Below are 22700 nucleotides of genomic sequence, written 5' to 3' on the forward strand. Positions count from 1 at the left end.
GACAGTTTTTTTCTAAACTATTTACAAATCAAACCCAAGGTTAACGCCTAATTTCTTAGCGATTATAGAGGTAATTCTATTTTTAAGTTCTGGTATTTTAACCGAATCCATAACGTTGTTGCTAAATGCAAACATCAATAAAGCGCGTGCTTCCTTTTCTGGAATTCCTCTAGAACGTAAATAAAACATAGCACTTTCATCTAACTGACCAATAGTACAGCCGTGAGAACATTTTACATCATCTGCAAAAATTTCAAGCTGTGGTTTCGTGTTGATACTTGCTTTATCACTCATTAAAATGTTGTTATTAGCTTGAAACGCATTGGTTTTCTGTGCTAATTTTTCAACAACCACTTTTCCGTTAAATACACCTGTTGCGTTGTCATCAAAAATACCTTTGTAATCTTGGTGGCTTTCGCAATTTGGTTCTATATGGTGTACTAATGTGTTATGGTCTACGTGTTGCTTATCTCCAATAATGGTAATCCCTTTCATGGTAGAATCTATACGTTCTCCATTTTGATAAAAGTTAAGATTGTTTCTCGTTAATTTACCACCAAAAGAAAAGGTATGCACTTTGGCTAAACTCTCTTGTTTCTGATTTACGTAAGTGTTATCAATTAAGGACGCACTTTGCTTATCATTCTGAATTTTGTAATAATCTACAATAGCACGTTTATTAGTAAAGATTTCAGTTACAGAATTCGTTAAAACAGGATTGTCTGTTAAACTCTGATGACGCTCTATAATCTGAACATGTGCATTCTCGTTAACTATAATTAAGTTACGTGGTTGTAACATTACTGCAGCCTCATTTCCTGTTGAAAAATGAATAATTTGAATTGGTTTATCTACAACTTTATGCTTTGGGATATTGATATATGCACCTTCTTGTGAAAATGCCGTATTTAAAGAAGATAAACCATCTTTACTAGCAATTTTATTGAAGTAATTATCAATAATTACTTTGTATTTTGGTTTTGTAAGCGCAGCAGACATTAAGCAAACGTCTAAACCATCATGCGTGGTTTGTGATAAATGCGAAGAGTACTTACCATCTATAAAGATGATTTTATATGAATCGATTTCATGAATAAAATACTTCTTGATATCTTTAAATTCTAACGCATTTTCATTTTTAGGGAATACGCTGTAATCTTGTTTTAAAACAGAATTTAAGGATGTGTATTTCCAATCTTCTAATTTCTTAGTTGGAAATCCTTCTACTTCAAACGTCTTTATGGCTTCAGTACGAATATCATGTATGGAAGAGTGCACATCTACTGTGTCTTCAAATGCCATAAATGACGATACTAATTTTTCTTTTAAACTCATTCTTGTTCAGTTTTCAGGTTTCAGTCGCAGTTTTAGTTGTATAAACTGGGATCGTAATCTGTGTCCTATGTTATTATTTAAAGAAGTTACAAAAAGATTGAGTAATCAGTTCTGAGTTAGCACTTACAAACTGAGACTGAATACTGCAACTAGCGCAGAGCGCTATGCGTTAACTTCTTCTTTAATCCAATCGTAACCTTTAGCTTCTAACTCGTGTGCTAATTCTTTTCCTCCAGATTTTACAATCTTTCCGTTGTATAAAACATGAACAAAATCTGGTACAATATGGTCTAATAAACGTTGGTAGTGGGTAATTACAATAACAGCGTTGTCTTTAGATTTTAATTTATTGACACCATTGGCTACAATACGAAGTGCATCAATGTCTAAACCAGAATCCGTTTCATCTAAGATGGCTAATTTTGGCTCTAACATGGCCATTTGAAAAATCTCGTTACGTTTCTTTTCTCCACCAGAGAATCCTTCGTTTAGAGAACGTGATAAAAACTTTCGATCAATTTCTAAAAGTTCAGATTTGTCTCTAATCATTTTTAACATATCCTTGGCAGGCATATCTTCTAAACCTTTAGCCTTACGTGTTTCGTTGATTGCAGTTTTCATAAAGTTAGTGACGCTAACTCCAGGGATTTCTACAGGATATTGAAATGATAAAAACACACCTTTGTGAGCACGTTCTTCAGCGGCTAATTCTTCAATATCTTCATCTTCTAATAAGATATTTCCTTCTGTAACTTCGTATTCTTCTTTACCAGCAATTACGGAAGCTAAAGTACTTTTACCTGAACCGTTTGGTCCCATGATAGCATGAACTTCTCCTGCTTTTACTTCTAGATTAATACCTTTTAATATGGCTTTGTCTTCTATACTTGCGTGCAAGTTATTGATCTTTAACATAATCTTATTTTGCTAATTTTATAACGTCTTTTGAATCTGGGTCTAGTGTTTCCACCTTTAATATTTCTTTTATTTCAACTCTAAAAGGCCAACCCTCTTCGCCTTCTGGTTTTTTAAATTTTCTTACTCTAACAGTTACAGAAACCATATCTGTAGATTCTTTCTTTAGAGGCTTAACTTCCTTTTCTAAAAGTTGTAAGTTATCATCAATGACAACACCATAAATTTCACTAGCCGTTTGTAAAACTGCTGCGTCTTCAAAATAAACGTAGTCTCCTTTCATGGTTATAAAACCATCATTTTCGTCATACGATTTTGCTCGGTTTTCTTCGAGGTCAATGTCTTGCTTAGTTTCGTTCTTACATGAGAACATCACTAAAGCTAAAATGATAATTAAATTTACTTTTTTCATAATATGTTGTCATTCCTGCGAAAGCTAATGTCCATTGTTATTATCCAACAGAACCTTCTAGACTTATTTCTAATAATTTTTGAGCTTCTACAGCAAACTCCATCGGTAATTTATTTAGGACTTCTTTACTAAACCCATTGACGATTAACGCTATTGCTTTTTCCGTATCGATACCTCTTTGATTACAATAAAATATTTGGTCTTCACCAATTTTACTTGTTGTTGCTTCGTGCTCAATCATGGCACTTTTATTTTTCGCTTCAATATATGGGAAGGTATGTGCACCACATTCATTACCCATTAATAAACTATCACATTGCGAAAAATTACGCGCATTTTCAGCTCTAGAATTAATTTGAACCAATCCACGATACGAGTTTTGCGACTTACCAGCAGAAATTCCTTTAGATATAATTGTTGATTTTGTGTTTTTACCTAAGTGAATCATTTTAGTACCAGTATCGGCTTGCTGATAATTATTTGTTACAGCAATAGAATAAAATTCGCCTACTGAATTATCACCTTTTAAAACACAAGAAGGGTATTTCCAGGTTACTGCAGAACCTGTTTCAACTTGTGTCCAAGATATTTTTGCGTTTTTTTCACAAAGGCCTCTTTTGGTTACAAAGTTAAAAACACCGCCTTTTCCTTCAGCGTTTCCTGGATACCAGTTTTGTACAGTAGAATATTTTATTTCGGCATCATCTAATGCTATCAACTCTACAACAGCTGCGTGTAATTGATTTTCGTCTCTACTTGGTGCTGTACAGCCTTCTAAATAAGATACATAGCTGCCTTCATCAGCAATAACAAGTGTTCTTTCAAACTGTCCTGTACCTGCTTGGTTAATTCTAAAGTACGTTGACAATTCCATTGGGCAACGTACACCTTTTGGGATATAACAGAAACTACCATCACTAAATACAGCAGAATTTAAAGCTGCGTAAAAGTTATCTTTTTGTGGAACTACTGTTCCTAGATGTTTTCTTACCAATTCTGGATGTTCTTTAATGGCTTCAGAAATACTCATAAAAATAATGCCTTTTTCGCCTAAAGTCTTTTTAAAAGTTGTAGCTACAGAAACTGAATCTACAACGACATCCATAGCAACACCAGCTAATTTCTTTTGCTCATCTAGGGAAATACCAAGTTTTTCAAAAGTGGCTAATAATTCTGGATCTACTTCGTCAATACTATCGTACTTTGGTTTACTGTTTGGTGCAGAATAATAAGATATCCCTTGAAAATCTGGTTTCTGATAGTGAACGTTAGCCCACTCTGGCTCTTCCATTTCTTTCCAAACTTTAAATGCTTCAAGTCGCCATTGGGTCATCCATTCTGGTTCTTCTTTCTTCTTAGAAATAGCAATTACAATTTCTTCATTAAGCCCAACAGGAAATGTTTCAGATTCAATATCTGTGTAAAAACCGTATTCGTATTCTTTGGTTTTTAGCTCTTCCCTTAAGTCGTCTTCAGTATATTTTGACATGTCTTTATTTTAATTTTAAAGTGAAAAAGATTCACCGCAACCGCAAGTTCGGTTGGCATTAGGGTTATTAAAAACGAAACCAGTTCCGTTTAATCCACCTGAATATTCTAAAGTTGTACCAATGAGGTATAAAAAACTCTTTTTATCTACAATAATTTTCACGTCGTTATCTTCAAAAACCTTGTCCTCTTCTGCTTGTGATTTGTCAAATTTTAAATCATAAGACAAGCCAGAACATCCACCGCTTTTTACACCTACTCTAACGTAGTCTGTATTTGGGTTGAAGCCGTCATCTGTCATAAGCTCTATGACTTTCTTTTTAGCGTGATCTGAGACTTTAATCATATCGTTTAATAAATTTGTTCTGATACCAGTTTACTTTGTTCTAAAATAAATTGGTTTAAATTGAGTGCAAATATACGATATAACAAAGGTTAAACCATAGGCACTAACATTATATTAGTATATGATTTGATAAGATTTGTCTATTGAAGTTGTGCGAATAAAATTTAGCTAAGAAGTTGCTTTGAGTTTATTAAATCGTTTTGTAAGTCTATATAGCTCTTGGAGCGTGTTTTTTAACTGTGAATTGTGAACTGTATTATTTTCAAAATTTCCATGAGAATCCGTATTAACCACAGCATCGCAATGCGTGCAAGTGAGTTCTAATGAATAATCTATATTGGTTTTAGATCTCACATAATTATGCCCAAAGATGGCACAGGGTAATAACTCTGTTGATGTAGGTTTCATTCTATTAATTATCTAAACTTGGGATGACCAATTTATAAAATCAATATTAAAAAGAGTTAAAATGCTTAAATTTTCGATGAAATGCATTGTGATTTGTGATTTTTGAGTGTTTTAGTCAATTTTGAAGGATAATTTTAGGTTTATTTATAATGAGCAATTGGCTATTTTTAGTTCATAGTTATAAGGAATTGAGGTGGTTCACTACAAAATCGGAGAAATAGTCATAAATAATGTTATTAATACATACTATTAAAAAAAAGCATAATATTTTTGCAATATGATTGAAGATAAAAACCCACAGCGAACACCTTTGAGTGAATTAGGTGAATTTAAACTTATAGAGCATTTAACAGATCATTTTAAAATTACACAAAAATCTACTATTAAAGGAATTGGTGACGATGCTGCAGTTTTAAATTTTGGTAAGAGTCAAATTGTTGTATCAACCGATTTATTAGTGGAAGGTGTGCATTTCGATTTAAGCTACGCACCATTAAAGCATCTTGGTTATAAAGCCGTCGTCGTTAATCTATCTGATATTTATGCTATGAATGCCATGGCTACTCAAATTACGGTATCAATTGCGGTTTCTAATCGCTTTCCTTTAGAAGCGTTAGAAGAATTATACGCAGGCATTACTACTGCTGCAAAAATATATAATGTTGATGTAATAGGTGGAGACACAACATCTTCAACCTCTGGATTAATAATTTCCGTAACAGCAATTGGTAAAGTTGAAAAAGGAAATGAGGTTTTAAGATCCGCAGCTAAACCTAACGATTTATTGGTGGTAACTGGTGATTTAGGAGGTGCTTTTATGGGATTACAAGTTTTAGAACGCGAAAAAGAAGTTTTTAAGGTTAACCCGAATAATCAGCCAGATTTATCAATGTATACGTACATTATTGAACGTCAATTAAAACCTGAAGCTCGAAAAGATATTGTGGAATTATTGAAAGAACTGAAGGTAAAGCCAACAAGTATGATTGATGTTAGTGACGGAATATCTTCTGAAATTTTACATTTATGTAAACAAAGTAAAGTGGGAGCTGATGTTTATGAGAATAAAATCCCTTTAGATCCTCAAGTAATCTCTACATGCGAGGAGTTCAATGTAGATAGCACTACGATTGCTTTAAATGGAGGAGAGGATTATGAGTTGTTAATGACAGTGTCTCAAGAAGATTTTCCTAAAATAAAAGGCAATCCTAATTTAACCGTTATTGGTTATATAACAGAAGAAGATAGAGGTATGCATCTCGTAACGAGAGCAGATGAAAAGATTCCTATAATAGCAAAAGGTTGGAATGCACTTAAAGATCAATCATAAAAAGTTTACGACCCTTTTCTAAACGTTTGTTATGCACCCTGTGCAAAACAGCATTGATTTCTTTGAATTTTGGTGTTAGTGGAATAAAATGCCCATCACCATCGATAGTCATTTCAGATTTGCAGTTTTTACACTTATACTCTTTTACATGATAAGTAACATTTTTGGAGACTTTATAGTCGTGACCAAATAATGAGCAATAAACGTGTTTCATTAATTCTTAATTATAGAGGGATTAATATAATTGAGGGTGTAGAAATATATGAATTTAAGTTGCTAATAAGTTATCAACACTTAATAAATCGACGAACTGATTAGTTTTTGCTGTAAACGTACTGTTCTGTTATTATAAATACGTTCTAATGCTAGATTGATTTCTTGACGTTTTTCTGTTAACTCCGTAAGTTTCCCTGTACTACTTGTGGTTAATTGTTTTTTACAACAGCTACATGTGTACTCTTTTACATGATGAGTTACTTTTTTGGTTAATTTATAATTATGACCAAATAAATCGCAATATACTTTTGTAAGTTTCATAATAAATTGTTTACAAATTATTTGTTAAGAGGAATGTAAACTTATGGAAAAAAGCAAAAACAAAACGTTAAAAGGGTTTATTTTTCGATAAAACGCATCAATAAGTAAGATAATTCTGATTTATTTTCAATATGACTCATATGCCCTTCAGAAAGTTCGTGGTAAATGATATCCGTATTTTCAATTTGAGATTTTATTCTTTCTCCATTTATCAAGGGATCTTTCTTCCCAATGATTATTATTTTTTTCGATTTTAAACTTTTAAAGACCTCAAAATAGTCTGGTCTAAGTTTCATGCCTTCTGAAGCAGCAATGTAACCTTGAACAGGTGTTTTCAATGCTATTTTTAAGGCATTATTGTATTCAGTCTTGTATTTCATTTTGCTTTCAATTGAAAATAAATTCGCAAAAGACATACTTACCAAGTTATTAAAATTTGTTTTTACCATTTGATTGGCTCTAGTTCTGAGTGCTTTTTTTTCAGCATCATCGGCTTCAAAGGTAGAATTCATTAAACACAAACCATCTAACAGATTTGGTTTAAGTTTTGCTATTGCTAATGCCACATAGCCACCCATTGAGTGACCAATAACTTTTGCTTTATTCATGTTGTTGTGGTCTAAAATTGCAATTACCACTTCGGCCATATCTTGCATTGTGTGCACATAACCTAAGCAATCACTTTTGCCGTGACCAAGTAAATCAATGCTTACTACTTGATTGGTACTTGATAATTGAGGAATAAAATCATTCCACATTTCTAAGGTTTCTAAAAAACCGTGAAGTAGAACAATGGTTTTACCTATACCTGTAATGGTGTAATTAATATTACTATTCTTGTAGCTAAGTGTCATATGGCAAAGATAATTTTTGCAATTGTTTTCCCTTCTAAATTCCCTTATAACATTTTAGTATCTTTGAAAATAATCAAACCTGAAAATTGAATTCGATGATTTTAAAACATCTTTTTTTAACTATATTTTTTATTTCTGCATATCTATTAAACGCTCAAATTGAAGAAGCGCGCTTAGATAAACTCGTTGAAGAAACCTTAACAACGTTTGACGTTCCAGGAATTTCTGTTGGTATTTATAAAGATGGAAAGGTTGTGTATTCTAAAGGTCATGGTGTGCGTTCATTAACCAATAAAAAGGATATGAATGATGAAACCTTAGTTGGTGTAGCTTCTAATAGTAAAGGTTTTACATGCTTTGCTTTAGCAATGTTAATTGATGAAGGAAAATTAAATTGGGATGATAAGGTTAGAAAACATATACCAGAATTTCAATTGTACGATGCTTGGGTTACAGAAAATTTTACGGTTAGAGATTTAGTAACTCACAGAAGTGGTATGGGATTAGGTGCTGGCGATTTAATGTTTTTTCCGGAAGGCAGTGATTTTGATGTTAATGATGTCATCAATAACGTTAAATACTTAGAACCTAAAACTTCATTTAGAAGCAAATTTGCATACAATAACAATATGTTTATCATCGCGGGCGAGGTTTTAAAACGTGTCAGTGGTTTGTCTTGGGAAGAATTTATAGAGACTAAAATTATGAAACCTGTTGGAATGATTAATAGTAAAGCATCTTATAATAGAGTTACAGATAAATCTAATATTATTGATGCACACACTATGGCAGAAGGAAAGGTTGTGCAAATTCCGCATGATTGGAGTGAAACTGCAAATCCTGCAGGAGGTATTGTAAGTAATGTTCCAGATATGTTAACTTGGGCAGCTTTTTTAATGAATGATGCAGTAACCAACACTGGAGAACGTTTGCTAAGCAAAGAACAATTTCATCAACTTTGGCAATTACAAACACCATTAAATGTATATCCTAATGATTCTTATAATTCTAATTTTAAAGGTTATGGACTCGGTTGGTTTTTAACTGATGTAAAAGGCGGACACAAACAAGTATATCATACGGGAGGTTTGTTAGGTACAGTAACTCAGTTTACTATGATCCCAGATTTAGATTTAGGGATTATAGTATTAACCAACCAAATGAATGGTTCTGCTTTTAATACCATTACCAATACTATTAAGGATGCTTATTTGGGTTATGAAAACCGAAATTGGTTAGAGAAATACGGAAACCGAAATGCAGATTATATAAAATATAACGATAGTTTAAAAGCTGATGTTTATACTAAAATAGATAAAGCTCAAAAACTTAAAACCTTACCAAAACCAGAACATATAGTTGGTACGTATACAGATGATTGGTTTGGAGATATAATAATTTCGCACGAAGCAAAAAAAGGATATGCTATAAAGAGTAAACGTTCCTCAAGATTGTTTGGAGAATTATTACCATTAAATGCAACCACTTTTGTTGCAAAATGGAATGATAGAAGTTATGATGCAGACGTGTATGTAAAGTTTACGTTCAATGAAAACGAAGAAGCTGTTTCTGCAACCATGAAATACATTGCGCCAATAACAGATTTTAGCTTCGATTTTGAAGATTTAAAACTCAAGAAGACAAAATAGTGGATATAAAACGCAAAGAATTATTAGTTACTAGTTTTGCATTGTTCTCCTTGTTTTTTGGAGCTGGTAATTTATTAATTCCACCTTTATTGGGTTACAAAGCTGGCGAAAATTGGTTTTGGGTTACTATTGGTTTTATGATAACAGCAGTAGTGATTCCAATTTTAGGAATTCTTGCTCACGCTAAACTTCAAGGAACATTATTTGATTTTGGTAAAAAAGTATCGCCTACATTTAGTTTAATCTATTGTATTCTAATTTATGTGATTGCTGTGGCCATTCCTTCGCCAAGAACAGCAGCTGCCACTCATGAGATTGCGGTTTTTCCAGCTTTTGGTACGAGTCCATTATTAACTAGTGCCATCTATTTTTCCTTAGTATTAGTATTTGTGCTTAATCGTTCAAAAATATTAAATCTCATCGGAAAATTTCTAACGCCATTTATCGTCATCATGTTATTGGCTGTTATTGGTATAGCTTTATTTTCTTCAGAATTTAATACAGGAACTTCACAATTTGAAACACCAATTGTTACCGGAATATTAGAAGGATACCAAACTTTTGATGCTATTGGAGCAGTCGTTGTTGGAGCAGTTATCATTGTGTCTTTAAATTTTGATAACATGGCTGTTGAAGCCTATGCATCTAAACGTACGTTAATTAGAAAATCTGGTATTATCGCAGGTTTAGGGCTGTTTGTTATATATGCAGGTTTAATAGCAATTGGAGCTTATTATAGTTCAGATATTACGGTAAATGGAGCGTTGAGTAATGATATGCAACGCGCAAACTTATTACGAGCTATTAGTATTTCGTCTTTAGGTAAATTTGGGAATACTGTTTTAAGTATTCTTATCTCATTGGCATGTTTTACAACAGCTATTGGTATTGTTGCAGGTACAGCAGATTATTTTAAAGGTTTACTTAACGACTCTAAGTTGGTGTATGTTATCACTGCGATATTAGCATGTGTTTTGGGTGTTGGTGTTGGTCAATTAGATTTTAACTCTATAATTGTTGTGGCTGTACCAGTTTTGTTATTAATCTATCCTATCACTATAGTCTTAATTTTATTGAACGTTTTGCCTCAGAAATTGGCGACACCTTTGGTCTTTAGAGTTGTAGTTATAATGACGCTTCTATTTAGTATTCCAGATGTGATAGGTTTTATGAGTCCATCAGAAGAATTAAAATCAATAACCAGCTATATTCCTTTTGCAAACTATAGTTTAGGATGGGTTTTACCTGCTGTAATTTCATTTTTTGGAATCTCTTTCATTCCGAATAGTAAATATTTCAAAAGATAATTTTGTTATATAATTAACAATTTGTGTAAAAAGCAACTATTTTTTTAATTTTTATGTTTATTACAAATGTCAACTCTACATTTGTTCTCTAAATATTTAAAAAGTTATGTTAGTATATAAGTTTGGAGGTACTTCTGTTGGTTCTGTAGAAAACATGAACCATGTAAAAGAAATCATTGGTACTAATGGTAAAAAAATTGTGGTGCTGTCTGCAATGTCTGGTACAACAAATGCTTTGGTAGAAATTTCTGATTTAATAAAAGAAGGGAATACTGAGTTAGCCCAAAAACAGATTATAGAATTAAACGAAACCTATAAAGAAACCGTTTCTAACTTAATACAAGATAACGGTTTGCAAAAAGATGTTATTGATTATGTCAATTCTATTTTTGTGTCATTATTAGATAATGTTTCTCAATCGCATTCAGAATTACTTCATAATTCAATCTTAGCTAATGGGGAATTGCTTTCAACTTATATGTTTAGTAAGTTATTGCAACAACATGGAGTCAGTGCTGCGCTTTTACCTGCTTTAGAGTTTATGAGAATTGATAGAGCAAATGAACCTGATAATTTCTACATCAAACAGAATTTAGAACGTTTAATGCAAAATAAAAATGACGCTGATGTTTATATAACACAGGGTTTTATTTGTTTAGATGTTGATGGAAATATTGCAAATTTACAACGAGGAGGTAGTGATTACACAGCAACCATTATTGGTGCGGCCATTGAAGCTGAAGAAGTTCAAATTTGGACAGATATTGATGGTTTTCATAACAACGACCCTCGTTTTGTAAATGATACCAAAGCATTATCGCATTTGTCTTATGATGAAGCTGCTGAGTTGGCTTATTTTGGAGCCAAGATTTTACATCCACAAACCGTAATGCCTGTTCGTAATTTAGATATTCCTTTGCGATTAAAAAATACAATGGCACCAAATGCGCATGGAACATTAATAACAAATAAAATTCATGGCGAAGGCATAAAAGCTATTGCAGCAAAAGATGGAATTACAGCAATAAAAATTAAGTCAGTACGTATGTTATTGGCACACGGATTTTTAAAGAAAGTATTTGAAATTTTTGAGAAGTACGAAACGTCTATCGACATGATTACAACGTCTGAAATTGCGGTGTCATTGACCATTGATAACACAACGCATTTAGAAGCTATAACTGAAGAACTAGAGAAGTTTGCAACCGTTGAGGTTGATGATTATATGAGTATTGTTTGTTTGGTAGGTAATCATATTATATATCATCCTGATACGCCAGAACTTTTTCAAGTACTGCAAGACGTTAATGTACGTATGATTGCGTATGGTGGAAGTAATAACAATATTTCATTGTTAGTAAACTCTAGTGATAAATTAGAAACCTTACAGAAACTACAACGTTATGTTTTTGAGTCTACTACAGTAGAGATATAAATAAAAAAAAGCGCTTTTTAAAAAGCGCTTTTTTTTTGTTATTAATTAGAATTAAGCATTCATCAAATCCTCAATTTCTTCAGCTTCAATAGGAATATTTCCCATTAAATTAAATGGTTCGCCTTGTTCTTGCACAACGACATCATCTTCTAAACGAATACCAAAACCTTCATCAGGAATATAAATTCCAGGTTCTACCGTAAATACCATATTGGCTTTAATAGGTTCGTGCAGTAAACCATAATCGTGAGTATCTAATCCGATATGATGACTTGTGCCGTGCATGAAATACTTTTTATACGCTGGCCATTTTGGATCCTCATTTTGCACATCAGCTTTGTCTAATAAGCCAAGGTTTAATAGTTGGTCTGTCATAATTTTACCAACTTCTACGTGGTATGCTTTCCAGAGCGTACCAGGCACTAATAATTTTGTAGCCTCTTTTTTAACATGATTTACAGCATTGTAAACCGCTTTTTGTCGGTCTGTAAATTTTCCTGACACTGGAATCGTTCGAGATAAATCACTTTTATAATTGGCATATTCTGCAGCAATATCAAATAAGATTAAATCGCCAGCTTTACATTCTTGATTGTTTTCAATATAATGTAAAACGTTAGCGTTGTTTCCACTTGCAATAATTGGTGTATATGCAAACCCTTTAGAGCGGTTTCTAACAAACTCATGTAGCAATTCAGCTTCAATTTCATATTCCCAAACACCAGGTTTTACAAATGGTAAAATTCTTCTGAATCCTTTTTCAGTGATATTACAGGCATGCTGCATTAAATCTATTTCAATCTGGTCTTTTACAGAACGTAAACGTTGTAAAATAGGATTGCTTTTTGCAACGCTATGCGCAGGATATTTAGCTAATAGCCATTTTGTAAAACGGTCTTCTCTAGTTTCAGTTTCTACATTAGCTCTATAATGTTCGTTAGTATTAATGTAGAATGTGTCGCAATATGTAGAAAGTTCAGCGATTGTTTTCTCTAAATCTTGAAGCCATAAAACGGTCTTAATTCCACTAGTTTTAAATGCAGCTTCCTTAGTTAATTTTTCGCCTTCCCAAACTGCGATATGCGCATTAGTTTCTCTAACAAATAAAACTTCTTTAAAATCTTCATTTGGACAATCTGGAAATAACACCAAAACACTTTCTTCTTGGTCAACGCCACTTAAATAAAAAATATCTCTGTGCTGCTCAAAAGGCATTGTGCTGTCTGCACTAATGGGATAAATATCGTTAGAATTAAAAACCGCTAAGCTATTAGGCTTCATTTGCGAAGCAAAATTTTTGCGATTTTTTATGAAGAGTTTTGAGTCTATTAAATCGTATTTCATGATTGTAAAATTTATAGGTAATCACAAGGTGTTCATTAAAAATGAATTCTTTGTAAATGTGTATGGTTATTAATTTCAGTTCAATCTCAAAGGTAGTGAAACTAAAAATGCAAGCAAAAGTCCAAGACTAGAATCTGTTAAAATTTAAGAGTCTTTTATGACGGTTCGTTTTGAAATGCTTAATTTCATAGCATTAAAAATCCAACCACAAAAATTATGTCCAAATTCCTCTCGTTTGCCTTACTTTTAAGTTCTTTTTTTACTTTTTCTCAGCAACCTGCTACTTCTGCAGAAGCCATTAAAGATGCTTTAATTGAAAAGCAAAAAATGCAAGAAACATCTTTAGTCAAAAATGTGCCTTTTAAAAATATAGGACCAACAGTAATGAGTGGTCGTGTGGTAGATGTGGATGTAAATCCAGAAATGCCATCAGAATTTTATGTTGGTTATGCATCAGGTGGTGTTTGGCATACTACAAATAATGGGACAACCTTTATGCCGATTTTAGACAGTTCAGACACTCAAAATGTTGGAGATATTGCAGTAGATTGGAAAAACAGAACCATTTGGGTTGGTACAGGCGAAAATAACAGCTCAAGGTCTAGTTATGCTGGTATTGGAATTTTAAAATCGTCAGATAATGGTGCAACATGGCAGAATGTTGGTTTACCAGATTCACATCATATTGGTCGTATTCTTATAAATCCTAAAAGCCCTAATGAAGTTGTCATTGGAGTGACTGGTCATTTGTATTCGCCAAACGACGAGCGTGGCATTTATAAAACTACAGATGGCGGTAAAACTTGGACTAAAACATTATTTGTGGATAATATGAGCGGCATTATTGATGTACAACATGCGCCAGATAATTTTAACATAATGTTTGCTTCCTCTTGGACTAGAGATAGAAAAGCATGGAATTTTACAGGAAATGGAAATAACTCTGCAATTTATAAAAGTACAGATGCAGGAGCTACTTGGATAAAAGTATCAACTAAAAAAAGTGGATTCCCAACAGGAGAAGGTGTTGGTAGAATAGGAATTGCAGTTTATGATGAAAATACTATTTATACTATTCACGATAGTCAGTTTCATAGAAAAGCTCAATCTAAAAAGAGTAAATCTTCAGGATTAACAAAAGAAGATTTTAAAACCATGAGTGTTGAGGGTTTTATGAAGCTTGAAGACAAAAAACTAAACGCCTATTTAAAAACCAATGGATTTCAAGAAAAATATAGAGCATCCAACGTAAAACAACTGGTAAGTAGCGGAACCGTAAAGCCAATTGATTTAGCACATTATTTAGAAGATGCAAATGCTTTACTTTTTGATACACCAGTTATTGGAGCTGAGGTTTATAAAAGTACTGATGGCGGAAAATCTTGGAAAAAAACACACGATGATTATATAGATGGCTTGTATTACAGTTACGGTTATTATTTTGGAGAAATAAGAGTGGATCCGCAAGATGCTAATGGCATTTATATAATGGGAGTTCCTATTCTTAAATCTAAAGATGCTGGTAAATCGTTTACATCCATTAGCCGAGAAAATGTACATGCAGATCATCAGGCACTTTGGGTAAACCCTAAAATGCAAGGTCATCTTATTAATGGAAATGATGGAGGACTTAACATGAGTTATGATGATGGTGAGAGTTGGGTGAAATTAAATTCGCCTAGTGTAGGTCAATTTTACGCTATTAATGTAGATAATGAACAACCATATAATGTTTATGGTGGTTTGCAAGATAATGGTGTTTGGGTTGGTGCACATAATGCAAGAGAAGATAAAAGCTGGCACCAAAGTGGTCAATATCCATGGGAATCAATAATGGGAGGCGACGGCATGCAAATTCAAGTAGATAGCAGAGACGCAAATATTGTTTACACAGGATTTCAATTTGGAAATTATTTTAGAATTAATCGTGAAACAGGTAAGCGTAAATATATTCAGCCTAAACATACCTTAGGAGAAACGCCTTATCGCTTCAATTGGCAAACACCAATATTGTTATCACCACATAATCAAGACATTTTATATTTAGGAGGCAATAAATTGATGCGTTCTATGAATAAAGGCGATGATTTTGAAGCTATAAGTAAAGATTTAACCAATGGAGGAAAAAAAGGAAACGTAGCTTATGGTACTTTAACAACTATTAGTGAGAGTCCATTTCAGTTTGGCTTAGTTTATACAGGAAGTGATGATGGTGTTGTTAGTGTTACCAAAGATGCAGGAGGAAGCTGGACTACAATTTCAAATAACCTACCAAAAGATTTATGGGTTAGTAGAGTGGTTGCATCTCAACATAAAAAAGAACGTGTTTATGTCACTTTAAATGGATATCGTTGGGATGACTTTAAAGTTTATGTTTATGTCAGTGACGATTATGGACAAACTTGGAAAGCAATAAACAGTAATATTCCGTCGTCTCCAGTCAACGTGATTAGAGAAGACCCTTCAAAAGAGAATCTATTATTTTTAGGAACCGATAATGGTGCGTATGTTTCATTTAACAAAGGAAAATTATGGGAAGCATTTTCAAATGGTATTCCAAATGTTGCTGTGCATGACATCGTTATTCAACCTGAAGCTAAAGATTTATTGATAGGAACACACGGAAGAAGCATTTATAAAACTAATATTGAAGCGCTTCAATCGATGAATATTGAAGATTCTGATAATAATATTTCATTTATGGAGATAGAGCCTATTAAATATTCTCGTCGATGGGGAAGTTCTTGGAGCCCTTGGTCTGAAGCTTATATACCAGAAACTACCATTAAGTTTTTTAGTCATACTGCTGGTCAAAAAACTTTAAAAATTGTCTCTGAAAAAGGTACTATATTAAGTTCAAGATCAATAGCTATTGGCAAAGGTTTTAACTACTTAGATTATAATTTAGAGCTTACGGAAAAAGGAAAAAAAGCTTTAATGAAAGAAGACAAAAATATTGAATTTAAAGAAACAGGAAATAAGAAAATTTATCTACCAAAAGGTGTTTATGAGATAAGGATAGATAATGCCAAAACCAAATTAGAAATTAAATAATTTGGTTCTAGATTAAATTCATTCTAAATAAATTAATAATCACTCAGCGCAGTTGCCTAAAAGTCATTTGCGCTGTATCTTTGTTAGACTAAAATAAATTAGAACTACAATGAGCGGAATTCTAAATTCGTCGATTGGAAGAAAGTTTGCCATGGCACTTTCGGCACTCTTCCTCATGATTTTTGTACTACAACATTTTGTGATTAACCTATTTTCTGTGATAAGTCCAGATACCTTTAACGAGATATCGCACTTTATGGGAACATTTTGGGTAATTCAGTATGTTATTCAACCTATCTTAATTATTGGAGTGATTTTTCACTTTGTAATGGGTTTTGTATTAGAAATCAAAAACAAGAAAGCAAACGGTGTTAAGTACGCTAAAAATTATGGCGCTGCCAATTCTACGTGGATGAGCAGAAACATGATTTGGAGTGGCGGATTTATCCTAGCGTTTTTGATTATACACTTTATTGATTTCTGGATTCCAGAGATTAATACTAAGTATATCGTTGGTGATATGTCTGGAATGCACAATGGTGAGTTTAGATATTTTCACGAGTTACAGGAAAAGTTTGTTCCTATCTGGAGAGTTGCACTCTATATAGTAGGTTTTGTGTTTTTGGCACTGCACTTATTACATGGTTTTGAGTCTGCATTTCAATCTACTGGTGCAAACAACAAATACACAAAAGGATTACAGGGATTCGGAAAAGCTTATGCGATTTTAGTTCCATTAGGATTTATTTTCATCGCGTTATTCCATCACTTTACTCACTAAAAAATATCTAATATGGCTTTAGATTCAAAAGTACCAAAGGGTCCAATTAAAAATAAGTGGACTGATTATAAAAATAAAATTGATTTAGTAAACCCAGCTAACAAACGTCATATTGATGTTATCGTTGTTGGTACTGGTCTTGCTGGTGGTTCTGCTGCTGCAACTTTAGCAGAATTAGGATATAATGTTAAGGCATTTGCTTATCAAGATTCGCCTCGTAGAGCACATTCAATTGCTGCTCAAGGAGGTATTAATGCAGCAAAAAATTACCAAGGTGATGGTGATTCCACTTACCGCTTATTTTACGATACTGTAAAAGGTGGTGATTACCGTTCTCGTGAAGCAAATGTTTATCGTTTAGCTGAAGTTTCTTCTAATATTATTGACCAATGTGTGGCACAAGGTGTTCCTTTTGCACGTGATTATGGTGGATTATTAGACAACCGTTCTTTTGGTGGTGTTTTAGTATCTAGAACATTCTACGCTAAAGGTCAAACAGGACAACAATTATTATTAGGAGCCTATTCTGCAATGAATAGACAAATTGCTCGTGGTAAAATTGAAATGTTTAACCGTCACGAAATGCTTGACGTTGTTATTGTAGACGGAAAAGCAAGAGGTATTATTGCTCGTAATTTAATTACTGGTGAAATAGAAAGACATTCAGCACATGCTGTTGTAGTAGGTTCTGGTGGATACGGAAATGTATATTTCTTATCAACAAACGCTATGGGTTCTAACGCAACTGCAGCCTGGAAAATACATAAAAAAGGAGCGTATTTCGCAAATCCTTGCTACACACAGATTCACCCAACATGTATTCCACGTTCTGGTGATTACCAATCTAAACTGACATTAATGTCAGAATCGTTGCGTAATGATGGACGTATTTGGGTGCCAAAAAACATGGAAGATGTTTTGGCAATTAGAGAAGGTCGTAAAAAACCAACTGATTTGTCAGAAGATGAAAGAGATTATTACTTAGAAAGACGTTATCCTGCATTTGGTAATTTAGTACCGCGAGATGTTGCATCTAGAGCAGCAAAAGAGCGTTGTGATGCTGGTTATGGAGTAAATGCTACAGGTGAAGCAGTTTATTTAGATTTTGCTTCTGCTTTTGAACGCTATGGTAAAGAGCAAGCTAAGATTCATAATATACAAAATCCAAGTCCTGCAAAAATTAAAGAACTTGGACAGGCTATTGTAGAAGCTAAATACGGGAATTTGTTTCAAATGTATGAGAAGATTATAGATCAAAATCCATACGAGACACCAATGATGATTTATCCAGCTGTACACTATACAATGGGTGGTGTTTGGGTTGACTATAACTTAATGACTACAATTCCTGGTTGTTACTGTATTGGTGAAGCTAATTTCTCTGATCATGGTGCCAACAGACTTGGAGCTTCAGCTTTAATGCAAGGTTTAGCAGATGGTTATTTTGTATTACCTTATACAATTGGTGATTATTTAGCTGATGATATTCGTACAGGGAAAATTTCAACGGATACTGAAGAATTTGATATAGCTGAAAAAGAAGTAACAGAAAGAATCAACTTCTTTGTTAATAATGAAGGAACAAAATCTGTAGACTACTTCCATAAGAAATTAGGAAAGGTCATGTGGGACAAGGCAGGAATGTCTAGAAACGCACAAGGCTTAACAGAAGCTATGGCAGAAATTAAAGCCATAAGAGAAGAATTCTGGAAAGAAGTTTCAGTTCCTGGTGGAGCAAATGAAATGAATCCTGAGCTTGAAAAAGCTGGCCGTGTTGCTGACTTCTTAGAATTAGGGGAATTGTTCGCAAAAGATGCTTTAGTAAGAGCTGAATCTTGTGGAGGACACTTCAGAGAAGAATCTGCGGAATTAGATGGTCCTCAGAAAGGGGAAGCTAAACGTAATGATGAAGATTTTGCATTTGTTTCTGCTTGGGAATATAAAGGTGAACCAGCTGATGCTGTTTTACATAAAGAAGAATTAGAGTTTAATGATATTGAACTAAAACAACGTTCATACAAATAAGAAAGTTATGTCAGGAAAAGGAATGAATTTAACATTAAAAATTTGGAGACAAAAAGACGCTAGTTCAAAGGGTCAAATGGTAGATTATAAAGTAACTGATATTTCAGAACATATGTCTTTCTTAGAAATGATGGATGTTTTAAATGAGCAGTTAGTAAATTCAGGGGAAGAACCTGTAGCTTTTGACCATGATTGTCGTGAAGGAATTTGTGGAATGTGTTCTATGTATATCAATGGAGAAGCACATGGACCAGATAGAGGTATTACAACATGTCAGTTACACATGCGTATGTTTAATGATGGAGATACTATTACCATAGAGCCATTTAGAGCAGCTGCATTTCCTGTCATTAAAGATTTAGTGGTAGATAGAACATCGTTCGAAAGAATTCAGCAGGCTGGTGGTTATATTTCTGTAAATACATCAGGTAATACTCAAGATGCTAACTCTATTCCAATTTCTAAACATGCAGCAGATGAGGCTATGGATGCGGCAACTTGTATTGGTTGTGGTGCATGCGTAGCAACGTGTAAAAACTCTTCAGCCATGTTATTTGTTGGTGCAAAAGTTTCACAGTATGCTCTATTACCTCAAGGGCAAGTGGAAGCAGCTGACCGTGTACAAAACATGGTTGCACAGATGGATTTAGAAGGTTTTGGTAACTGTACTAATACAGGAGCATGTGAAGTGGAATGTCCTAAAGGTATTTCTTTAGAGAATATAGCACGTATGAATCGTGAGTATTTAGCCGCAACACTAAAAGGTTAACAACAATTTAGTCTTCATTAATTAGAAGACGTTAAATGATATATAAATCCCAAGCATAATTATGTTTGGGATTTTTACTTTTACTATATTTCTCCTATAATTTAGCACTATGCAAAACCCAAATACATTTTATAAAGCGCAATTAGAAACCAATCAAACGGAATCTAAACGTATTTTTAAGCAACTCAGTTTGTATAGTATTTTACGACTTTCAATTTTTGTGCTTACGGCAACAGGTGTTTATTTTACGTTTCAAAATTGGCAACTAGCCTTGTGCATTGGTGTTTTTGGTATAGCAAGTTTTCTTTTTTTGCTTTCAAGATATACAGATTTAAAAGCAAAAAGAAATCTTCACAAACGACTTATCGCCATCAATGAAGATGAAATAAAGATTGCAAATGGCGATTTTTACGAAAGGTTAGATGGCGAAGAATTTCAAAATCCAAAACATTATTTTAGTCTAGATATTGATTTATTCGGTAAAGGGTCTTTCTTTCAATATATAAATAGAACAGCAATAAAAGAGGGCACGCAAAAACTGACTAAAAATTTACTCGCTAATGATATAACAAATATTGAAGAGCGACAACAGGCTATCCAAGAATTAGCGGCTCTGCCGGAATGGAGACAAAATTATTCTGCTGTTGCACAAGGTGTAGAAATTGAGCATTCCGCAAAATCTATTATCACGTGGTTAAAAGATTACAAACCCTTTTTGGGAAAAGCTCAGTACTGGCTAACTATTGGTTTTACTATAGCTTCTTTGGTGCTTATTGGTCTTGGAATTGCTGAGATTATTCCGATTTCAATAGCTGGTTACTGGTTGCTCTTGGGCTTAGGGATTACAGGTGTGTATTTAAAGAAAATAAACATTTTGGCTCAGCATACAGGACGAGCAAAAGATACCTTTAGACAATATGCCTTGTTGCTAAATGCCATTGAAACTACTGAATTTAAGTCAGAATTATTACAAAAGAAGCAAAAACGTATTCAGTCAGAAGGATTAAAAGCTTCAGAAATATTTTCAAAATTCTCTAAAACACTTGATGCTTTAGATAATAGAAACAATTTAATCTCTGCGATTTTTGGAAACGGTTTTTCGCTAATAGACATAAGAAGTAGTTATAATGTAGAAAAATGGATTATACAATATGGCAATAAGGTAGAAGATTGGTTTGAAGTGGTTACTTTTTTTGATGCTTTTAATAGTTTTGGAAATTATGCATTTAATCATCAAGATTTTACTTATCCTATTTTAACTGAAGAGCCTGTAACCATATTAGCAGAAGGTTTAGGACATCCTCTTTTAAATTCTGAAAAACGAGTCGATAGTGACTTAAAACTTGAAGAAGAGCAATTCTTTATTGTTACAGGTGCAAACATGGCAGGGAAAAGTACGTTTTTAAGAACTGTAGCGCTTCATATTGTAATGTCTAATGTTGGTTTGCCTATTTGTGCTAGACAAAGTAAATACAAGCCTATAAAACTAATTACAAGTATGCGAACAACAGATTCGTTAACAGATGATAGTTCGTACTTCTTTAGCGAGCTTACGCGCTTAAAATTTGTAGTAGATACCATTGAAAATGACAAGAGCTATTTTGTAATTTTAGATGAAATATTAAAAGGGACCAACAGTACAGATAAGGCCATTGGTTCTAGGAAGTTTGTTGAAAAGCTAGTAAAACAAAATGCTACAGGAATTATAGCCACACATGATTTAAGTCTCACAGAAATTGAAACTGAACTTGAAGCCGTTAAAAATTATTACTTCGATGCAGAAATTATAAACGATGAACTCTTTTTTGATTACAAACTAAAACAAGGTGTTTGCCAAAACATGAATGCTAGCTTTTTGTTGAAGAAGATGGAGATTGTTTGATTTAAAAATAGAGGCTTGAAGGTCTTAATGCGATATAATTATTCTATTATTCTTACTTGAATTATAGGAGTTTTACAAATCCTAATTGTACTAAAATTCGGGTTATTAACTTTTAGATTGATATCAAAAATTACGATTTTATCATCTGGTTTCAATTTGTCAAGTTCATCATTAATTGTTTCAGGAATTGTGTTTCCATTAACTTGAATAGTTTCAATATTAGGTAATTTTAGTTTAAAACCTGTTACATCTAAATCAAGATTAAATACAAAATTATCGCCGTTTAATCCTATTTTACTATTCTTTAATTCTTCCTTAGTAAATAGTAGCTGACATTTAGAATTACCACATTGGATACTATTTAATGTTCCTTCAATATTACCTATATCTCGAATTCTCAATGTTTTTATTTGAGTAAATTCCTTACCATTCTTGAGAGTAGCTTTAATTAAAATATCGACGGTTGTGCCGCTTCCTGGATACATTATATAATTCCCAATACTATCGTTCTTTTTTAATCCAGGAGCAGAAGCTTCAAATGATAAAGCGTGCGGTATGGTAATATAAATAGGATTTGTAACACCTCTATATACCACATTCATTTTTTTTAGTTCTATGGCAGCCTCAAAATTGATACTATCCTTGGTTTCGAGTTCCTGTATCCTTTTCTTTAAAGTATTGTTTTCTGAAAGGAGTTGCGTTTTACATATAGAAGATTTACAGCTTAAGAGGAAACTAAAGCTTACTATTATAAAGACAGATAAATTTTTCATTCAATGATTGGTTAGTCATTATTAAACAAAAAGATAAAGAATTTATTGCAATAAAA

19 protein-coding genes are annotated in these 22700 nt (G+C 33.1%); 9 read left to right on the forward strand and 10 right to left on the reverse strand.

Annotated features, from left to right (window positions below):
- Positions 1-21: 21 nt before the first annotated feature.
- From sufD to Q0891_RS01930, 6 genes are all read right to left on the reverse strand, one after another.
- Complete coding sequence (gene sufD / locus Q0891_RS01905; protein WP_299098370.1) at positions 22-1335, reverse strand: Fe-S cluster assembly protein SufD; 1314 nt, start codon at positions 1333-1335, stop codon at positions 22-24.
- 162 nt (positions 1336-1497) lie between these two features.
- On the reverse strand, positions 1498-2250 hold the full coding sequence (gene sufC, locus Q0891_RS01910) for a Fe-S cluster assembly ATPase SufC (RefSeq protein WP_299098371.1): 753 nt from the start codon (positions 2248-2250) through the stop codon (positions 1498-1500).
- Positions 2251-2254: 4 nt separating this feature from the next.
- Entirely contained in the window at positions 2255-2662 is a 408-nt protein-coding gene (locus Q0891_RS01915; RefSeq protein ID WP_299098372.1) for a hypothetical protein, read from the reverse strand.
- Between the two features lie 40 nt (positions 2663-2702).
- Positions 2703-4151 (reverse strand): Fe-S cluster assembly protein SufB, encoded by a 1449-nt coding sequence (gene sufB, locus Q0891_RS01920; protein ID WP_299098373.1) that lies wholly within the window; start codon positions 4149-4151, stop codon positions 2703-2705.
- Positions 4152-4166: 15 nt separating this feature from the next.
- Positions 4167-4496, reverse strand: coding sequence for an iron-sulfur cluster assembly accessory protein (locus tag Q0891_RS01925; RefSeq protein WP_299098374.1), 330 nt, complete (start codon positions 4494-4496; stop codon positions 4167-4169).
- Positions 4497-4664: 168 nt separating this feature from the next.
- Entirely contained in the window at positions 4665-4904 is a 240-nt protein-coding gene (locus Q0891_RS01930) for a hypothetical protein (RefSeq protein WP_299098375.1), read from the reverse strand.
- A gap of 277 nt (positions 4905-5181) precedes the next feature.
- Here Q0891_RS01930 and thiL point away from each other — a divergent pair, with 277 nt between their 5' ends.
- Positions 5182-6234 carry a thiamine-phosphate kinase gene (thiL, locus tag Q0891_RS01935; RefSeq protein ID WP_299098376.1) on the forward strand — a complete coding sequence of 351 codons (1053 nt, stop codon included), beginning with the start codon at positions 5182-5184 and terminating at the stop codon, positions 6232-6234.
- A gap of 294 nt (positions 6235-6528) precedes the next feature.
- Here thiL and Q0891_RS01940 read toward each other — a convergent pair whose 3' ends face one another.
- Both Q0891_RS01940 and Q0891_RS01945 read right to left on the reverse strand, forming a co-directional pair.
- Positions 6529-6771 carry a hypothetical protein gene (locus Q0891_RS01940; RefSeq protein ID WP_299098377.1) on the reverse strand — a complete coding sequence of 81 codons (243 nt, stop codon included), beginning with the start codon at positions 6769-6771 and terminating at the stop codon, positions 6529-6531.
- Between the two features lie 77 nt (positions 6772-6848).
- The gene (locus Q0891_RS01945; protein ID WP_299098378.1) at positions 6849-7625 is read right to left on the reverse strand and encodes an alpha/beta fold hydrolase; all 777 of its coding nucleotides are present in this window, start codon (positions 7623-7625) and stop codon (positions 6849-6851) included.
- 95 nt (positions 7626-7720) lie between these two features.
- On the opposite strand from Q0891_RS01945, the gene Q0891_RS01950 reads away from it, so the two are divergent.
- The 3 genes from Q0891_RS01950 (at position 7721) to Q0891_RS01960 (ending at position 12016) form a co-directional block, all read left to right on the forward strand.
- Complete coding sequence (locus tag Q0891_RS01950; RefSeq protein ID WP_299098379.1) at positions 7721-9274, forward strand: serine hydrolase; 1554 nt, start codon at positions 7721-7723, stop codon at positions 9272-9274.
- The gene (gene brnQ, locus Q0891_RS01955) at positions 9274-10581 is read left to right on the forward strand and encodes a branched-chain amino acid transport system II carrier protein (RefSeq protein ID WP_299098380.1); all 1308 of its coding nucleotides are present in this window, start codon (positions 9274-9276) and stop codon (positions 10579-10581) included. Before Q0891_RS01950 ends, brnQ begins: the two co-directional genes overlap by 1 nt.
- Positions 10582-10687: 106 nt before the next feature.
- Positions 10688-12016 carry an aspartate kinase gene (locus Q0891_RS01960; protein ID WP_299098381.1) on the forward strand — a complete coding sequence of 443 codons (1329 nt, stop codon included), beginning with the start codon at positions 10688-10690 and terminating at the stop codon, positions 12014-12016.
- Positions 12017-12067: 51 nt separating this feature from the next.
- Here the strand turns inward: Q0891_RS01960 and Q0891_RS01965 are convergent, their stop codons facing one another.
- Entirely contained in the window at positions 12068-13360 is a 1293-nt protein-coding gene (locus Q0891_RS01965) for an aminopeptidase P family protein (RefSeq protein WP_299098382.1), read from the reverse strand.
- Positions 13361-13576: 216 nt separating this feature from the next.
- On the opposite strand from Q0891_RS01965, the gene Q0891_RS01970 reads away from it, so the two are divergent.
- From Q0891_RS01970 to Q0891_RS01990, 5 genes are all read left to right on the forward strand, one after another.
- Positions 13577-16414 carry a glycosyl hydrolase gene (locus Q0891_RS01970; protein WP_299098383.1) on the forward strand — a complete coding sequence of 946 codons (2838 nt, stop codon included), beginning with the start codon at positions 13577-13579 and terminating at the stop codon, positions 16412-16414.
- A 109-nt stretch (positions 16415-16523) separates the two neighbouring features.
- Positions 16524-17195, forward strand: a complete 672-nt coding sequence (locus Q0891_RS01975; RefSeq protein WP_299098384.1) for a succinate dehydrogenase cytochrome b subunit — start codon at positions 16524-16526, stop codon at positions 17193-17195.
- Positions 17196-17207: 12 nt separating this feature from the next.
- The gene (locus Q0891_RS01980; RefSeq protein ID WP_299098385.1) at positions 17208-19220 is read left to right on the forward strand and encodes a fumarate reductase/succinate dehydrogenase flavoprotein subunit; all 2013 of its coding nucleotides are present in this window, start codon (positions 17208-17210) and stop codon (positions 19218-19220) included.
- 22 nt (positions 19221-19242) lie between these two features.
- Positions 19243-19989 carry a succinate dehydrogenase/fumarate reductase iron-sulfur subunit gene (locus Q0891_RS01985; RefSeq protein ID WP_299098762.1) on the forward strand — a complete coding sequence of 249 codons (747 nt, stop codon included), beginning with the start codon at positions 19243-19245 and terminating at the stop codon, positions 19987-19989.
- A gap of 109 nt (positions 19990-20098) precedes the next feature.
- Positions 20099-21871 carry a DNA mismatch repair protein MutS gene (locus Q0891_RS01990; RefSeq protein ID WP_299098386.1) on the forward strand — a complete coding sequence of 591 codons (1773 nt, stop codon included), beginning with the start codon at positions 20099-20101 and terminating at the stop codon, positions 21869-21871.
- 38 nt (positions 21872-21909) lie between these two features.
- Here the strand turns inward: Q0891_RS01990 and Q0891_RS01995 are convergent, their stop codons facing one another.
- Entirely contained in the window at positions 21910-22644 is a 735-nt protein-coding gene (locus tag Q0891_RS01995) for a GldM family protein (RefSeq protein WP_299098387.1), read from the reverse strand.
- Between the last annotated feature and the right edge of the window lie 56 nt (positions 22645-22700).

The sequence above is a fragment of the uncultured Winogradskyella sp. genome (assembly GCF_947498005.1).
Taxonomy (GTDB): Bacteria; Bacteroidota; Bacteroidia; order Flavobacteriales; family Flavobacteriaceae; genus Winogradskyella.

Bases quoted from the DNA above. Each gene is read 5' to 3' on its own strand.
- thiL (WP_299098376.1), top strand. From the start codon at position 5,182: ATGATTGAAGATAAAAACCCACAGCGAACACCTTTGAGTGAATTAGGT.
- Q0891_RS01965 (WP_299098382.1), bottom strand. From the start codon at position 13,360: ATGAAATACGATTTAATAGACTCAAAACTCTTCATAAAAAATCGCAAA.
- Q0891_RS01925 (WP_299098374.1), bottom strand. From the start codon at position 4,496: ATGATTAAAGTCTCAGATCACGCTAAAAAGAAAGTCATAGAGCTTATG.
- Q0891_RS01990 (WP_299098386.1), top strand. From the start codon at position 20,099: ATGCAAAACCCAAATACATTTTATAAAGCGCAATTAGAAACCAATCAA.
- Q0891_RS01930 (WP_299098375.1), bottom strand. From the start codon at position 4,904: ATGAAACCTACATCAACAGAGTTATTACCCTGTGCCATCTTTGGGCAT.
- Q0891_RS01975 (WP_299098384.1), top strand. From the start codon at position 16,524: ATGAGCGGAATTCTAAATTCGTCGATTGGAAGAAAGTTTGCCATGGCA.
- Q0891_RS01915 (WP_299098372.1), bottom strand. From the start codon at position 2,662: ATGAAAAAAGTAAATTTAATTATCATTTTAGCTTTAGTGATGTTCTCA.
- Q0891_RS01940 (WP_299098377.1), bottom strand. From the start codon at position 6,771: ATGAAACTTACAAAAGTATATTGCGATTTATTTGGTCATAATTATAAA.
- Q0891_RS01985 (WP_299098762.1), top strand. From the start codon at position 19,243: ATGAATTTAACATTAAAAATTTGGAGACAAAAAGACGCTAGTTCAAAG.
- Q0891_RS01980 (WP_299098385.1), top strand. From the start codon at position 17,208: ATGGCTTTAGATTCAAAAGTACCAAAGGGTCCAATTAAAAATAAGTGG.
- Q0891_RS01995 (WP_299098387.1), bottom strand. From the start codon at position 22,644: ATGAAAAATTTATCTGTCTTTATAATAGTAAGCTTTAGTTTCCTCTTA.
- Q0891_RS01960 (WP_299098381.1), top strand. From the start codon at position 10,688: ATGTTAGTATATAAGTTTGGAGGTACTTCTGTTGGTTCTGTAGAAAAC.
- sufD (WP_299098370.1), bottom strand. From the start codon at position 1,335: ATGAGTTTAAAAGAAAAATTAGTATCGTCATTTATGGCATTTGAAGAC.
- sufB (WP_299098373.1), bottom strand. From the start codon at position 4,151: ATGTCAAAATATACTGAAGACGACTTAAGGGAAGAGCTAAAAACCAAA.
- Q0891_RS01950 (WP_299098379.1), top strand. From the start codon at position 7,721: ATGATTTTAAAACATCTTTTTTTAACTATATTTTTTATTTCTGCATAT.
- Q0891_RS01945 (WP_299098378.1), bottom strand. From the start codon at position 7,625: ATGACACTTAGCTACAAGAATAGTAATATTAATTACACCATTACAGGT.
- Q0891_RS01970 (WP_299098383.1), top strand. From the start codon at position 13,577: ATGTCCAAATTCCTCTCGTTTGCCTTACTTTTAAGTTCTTTTTTTACT.
- sufC (WP_299098371.1), bottom strand. From the start codon at position 2,250: ATGTTAAAGATCAATAACTTGCACGCAAGTATAGAAGACAAAGCCATA.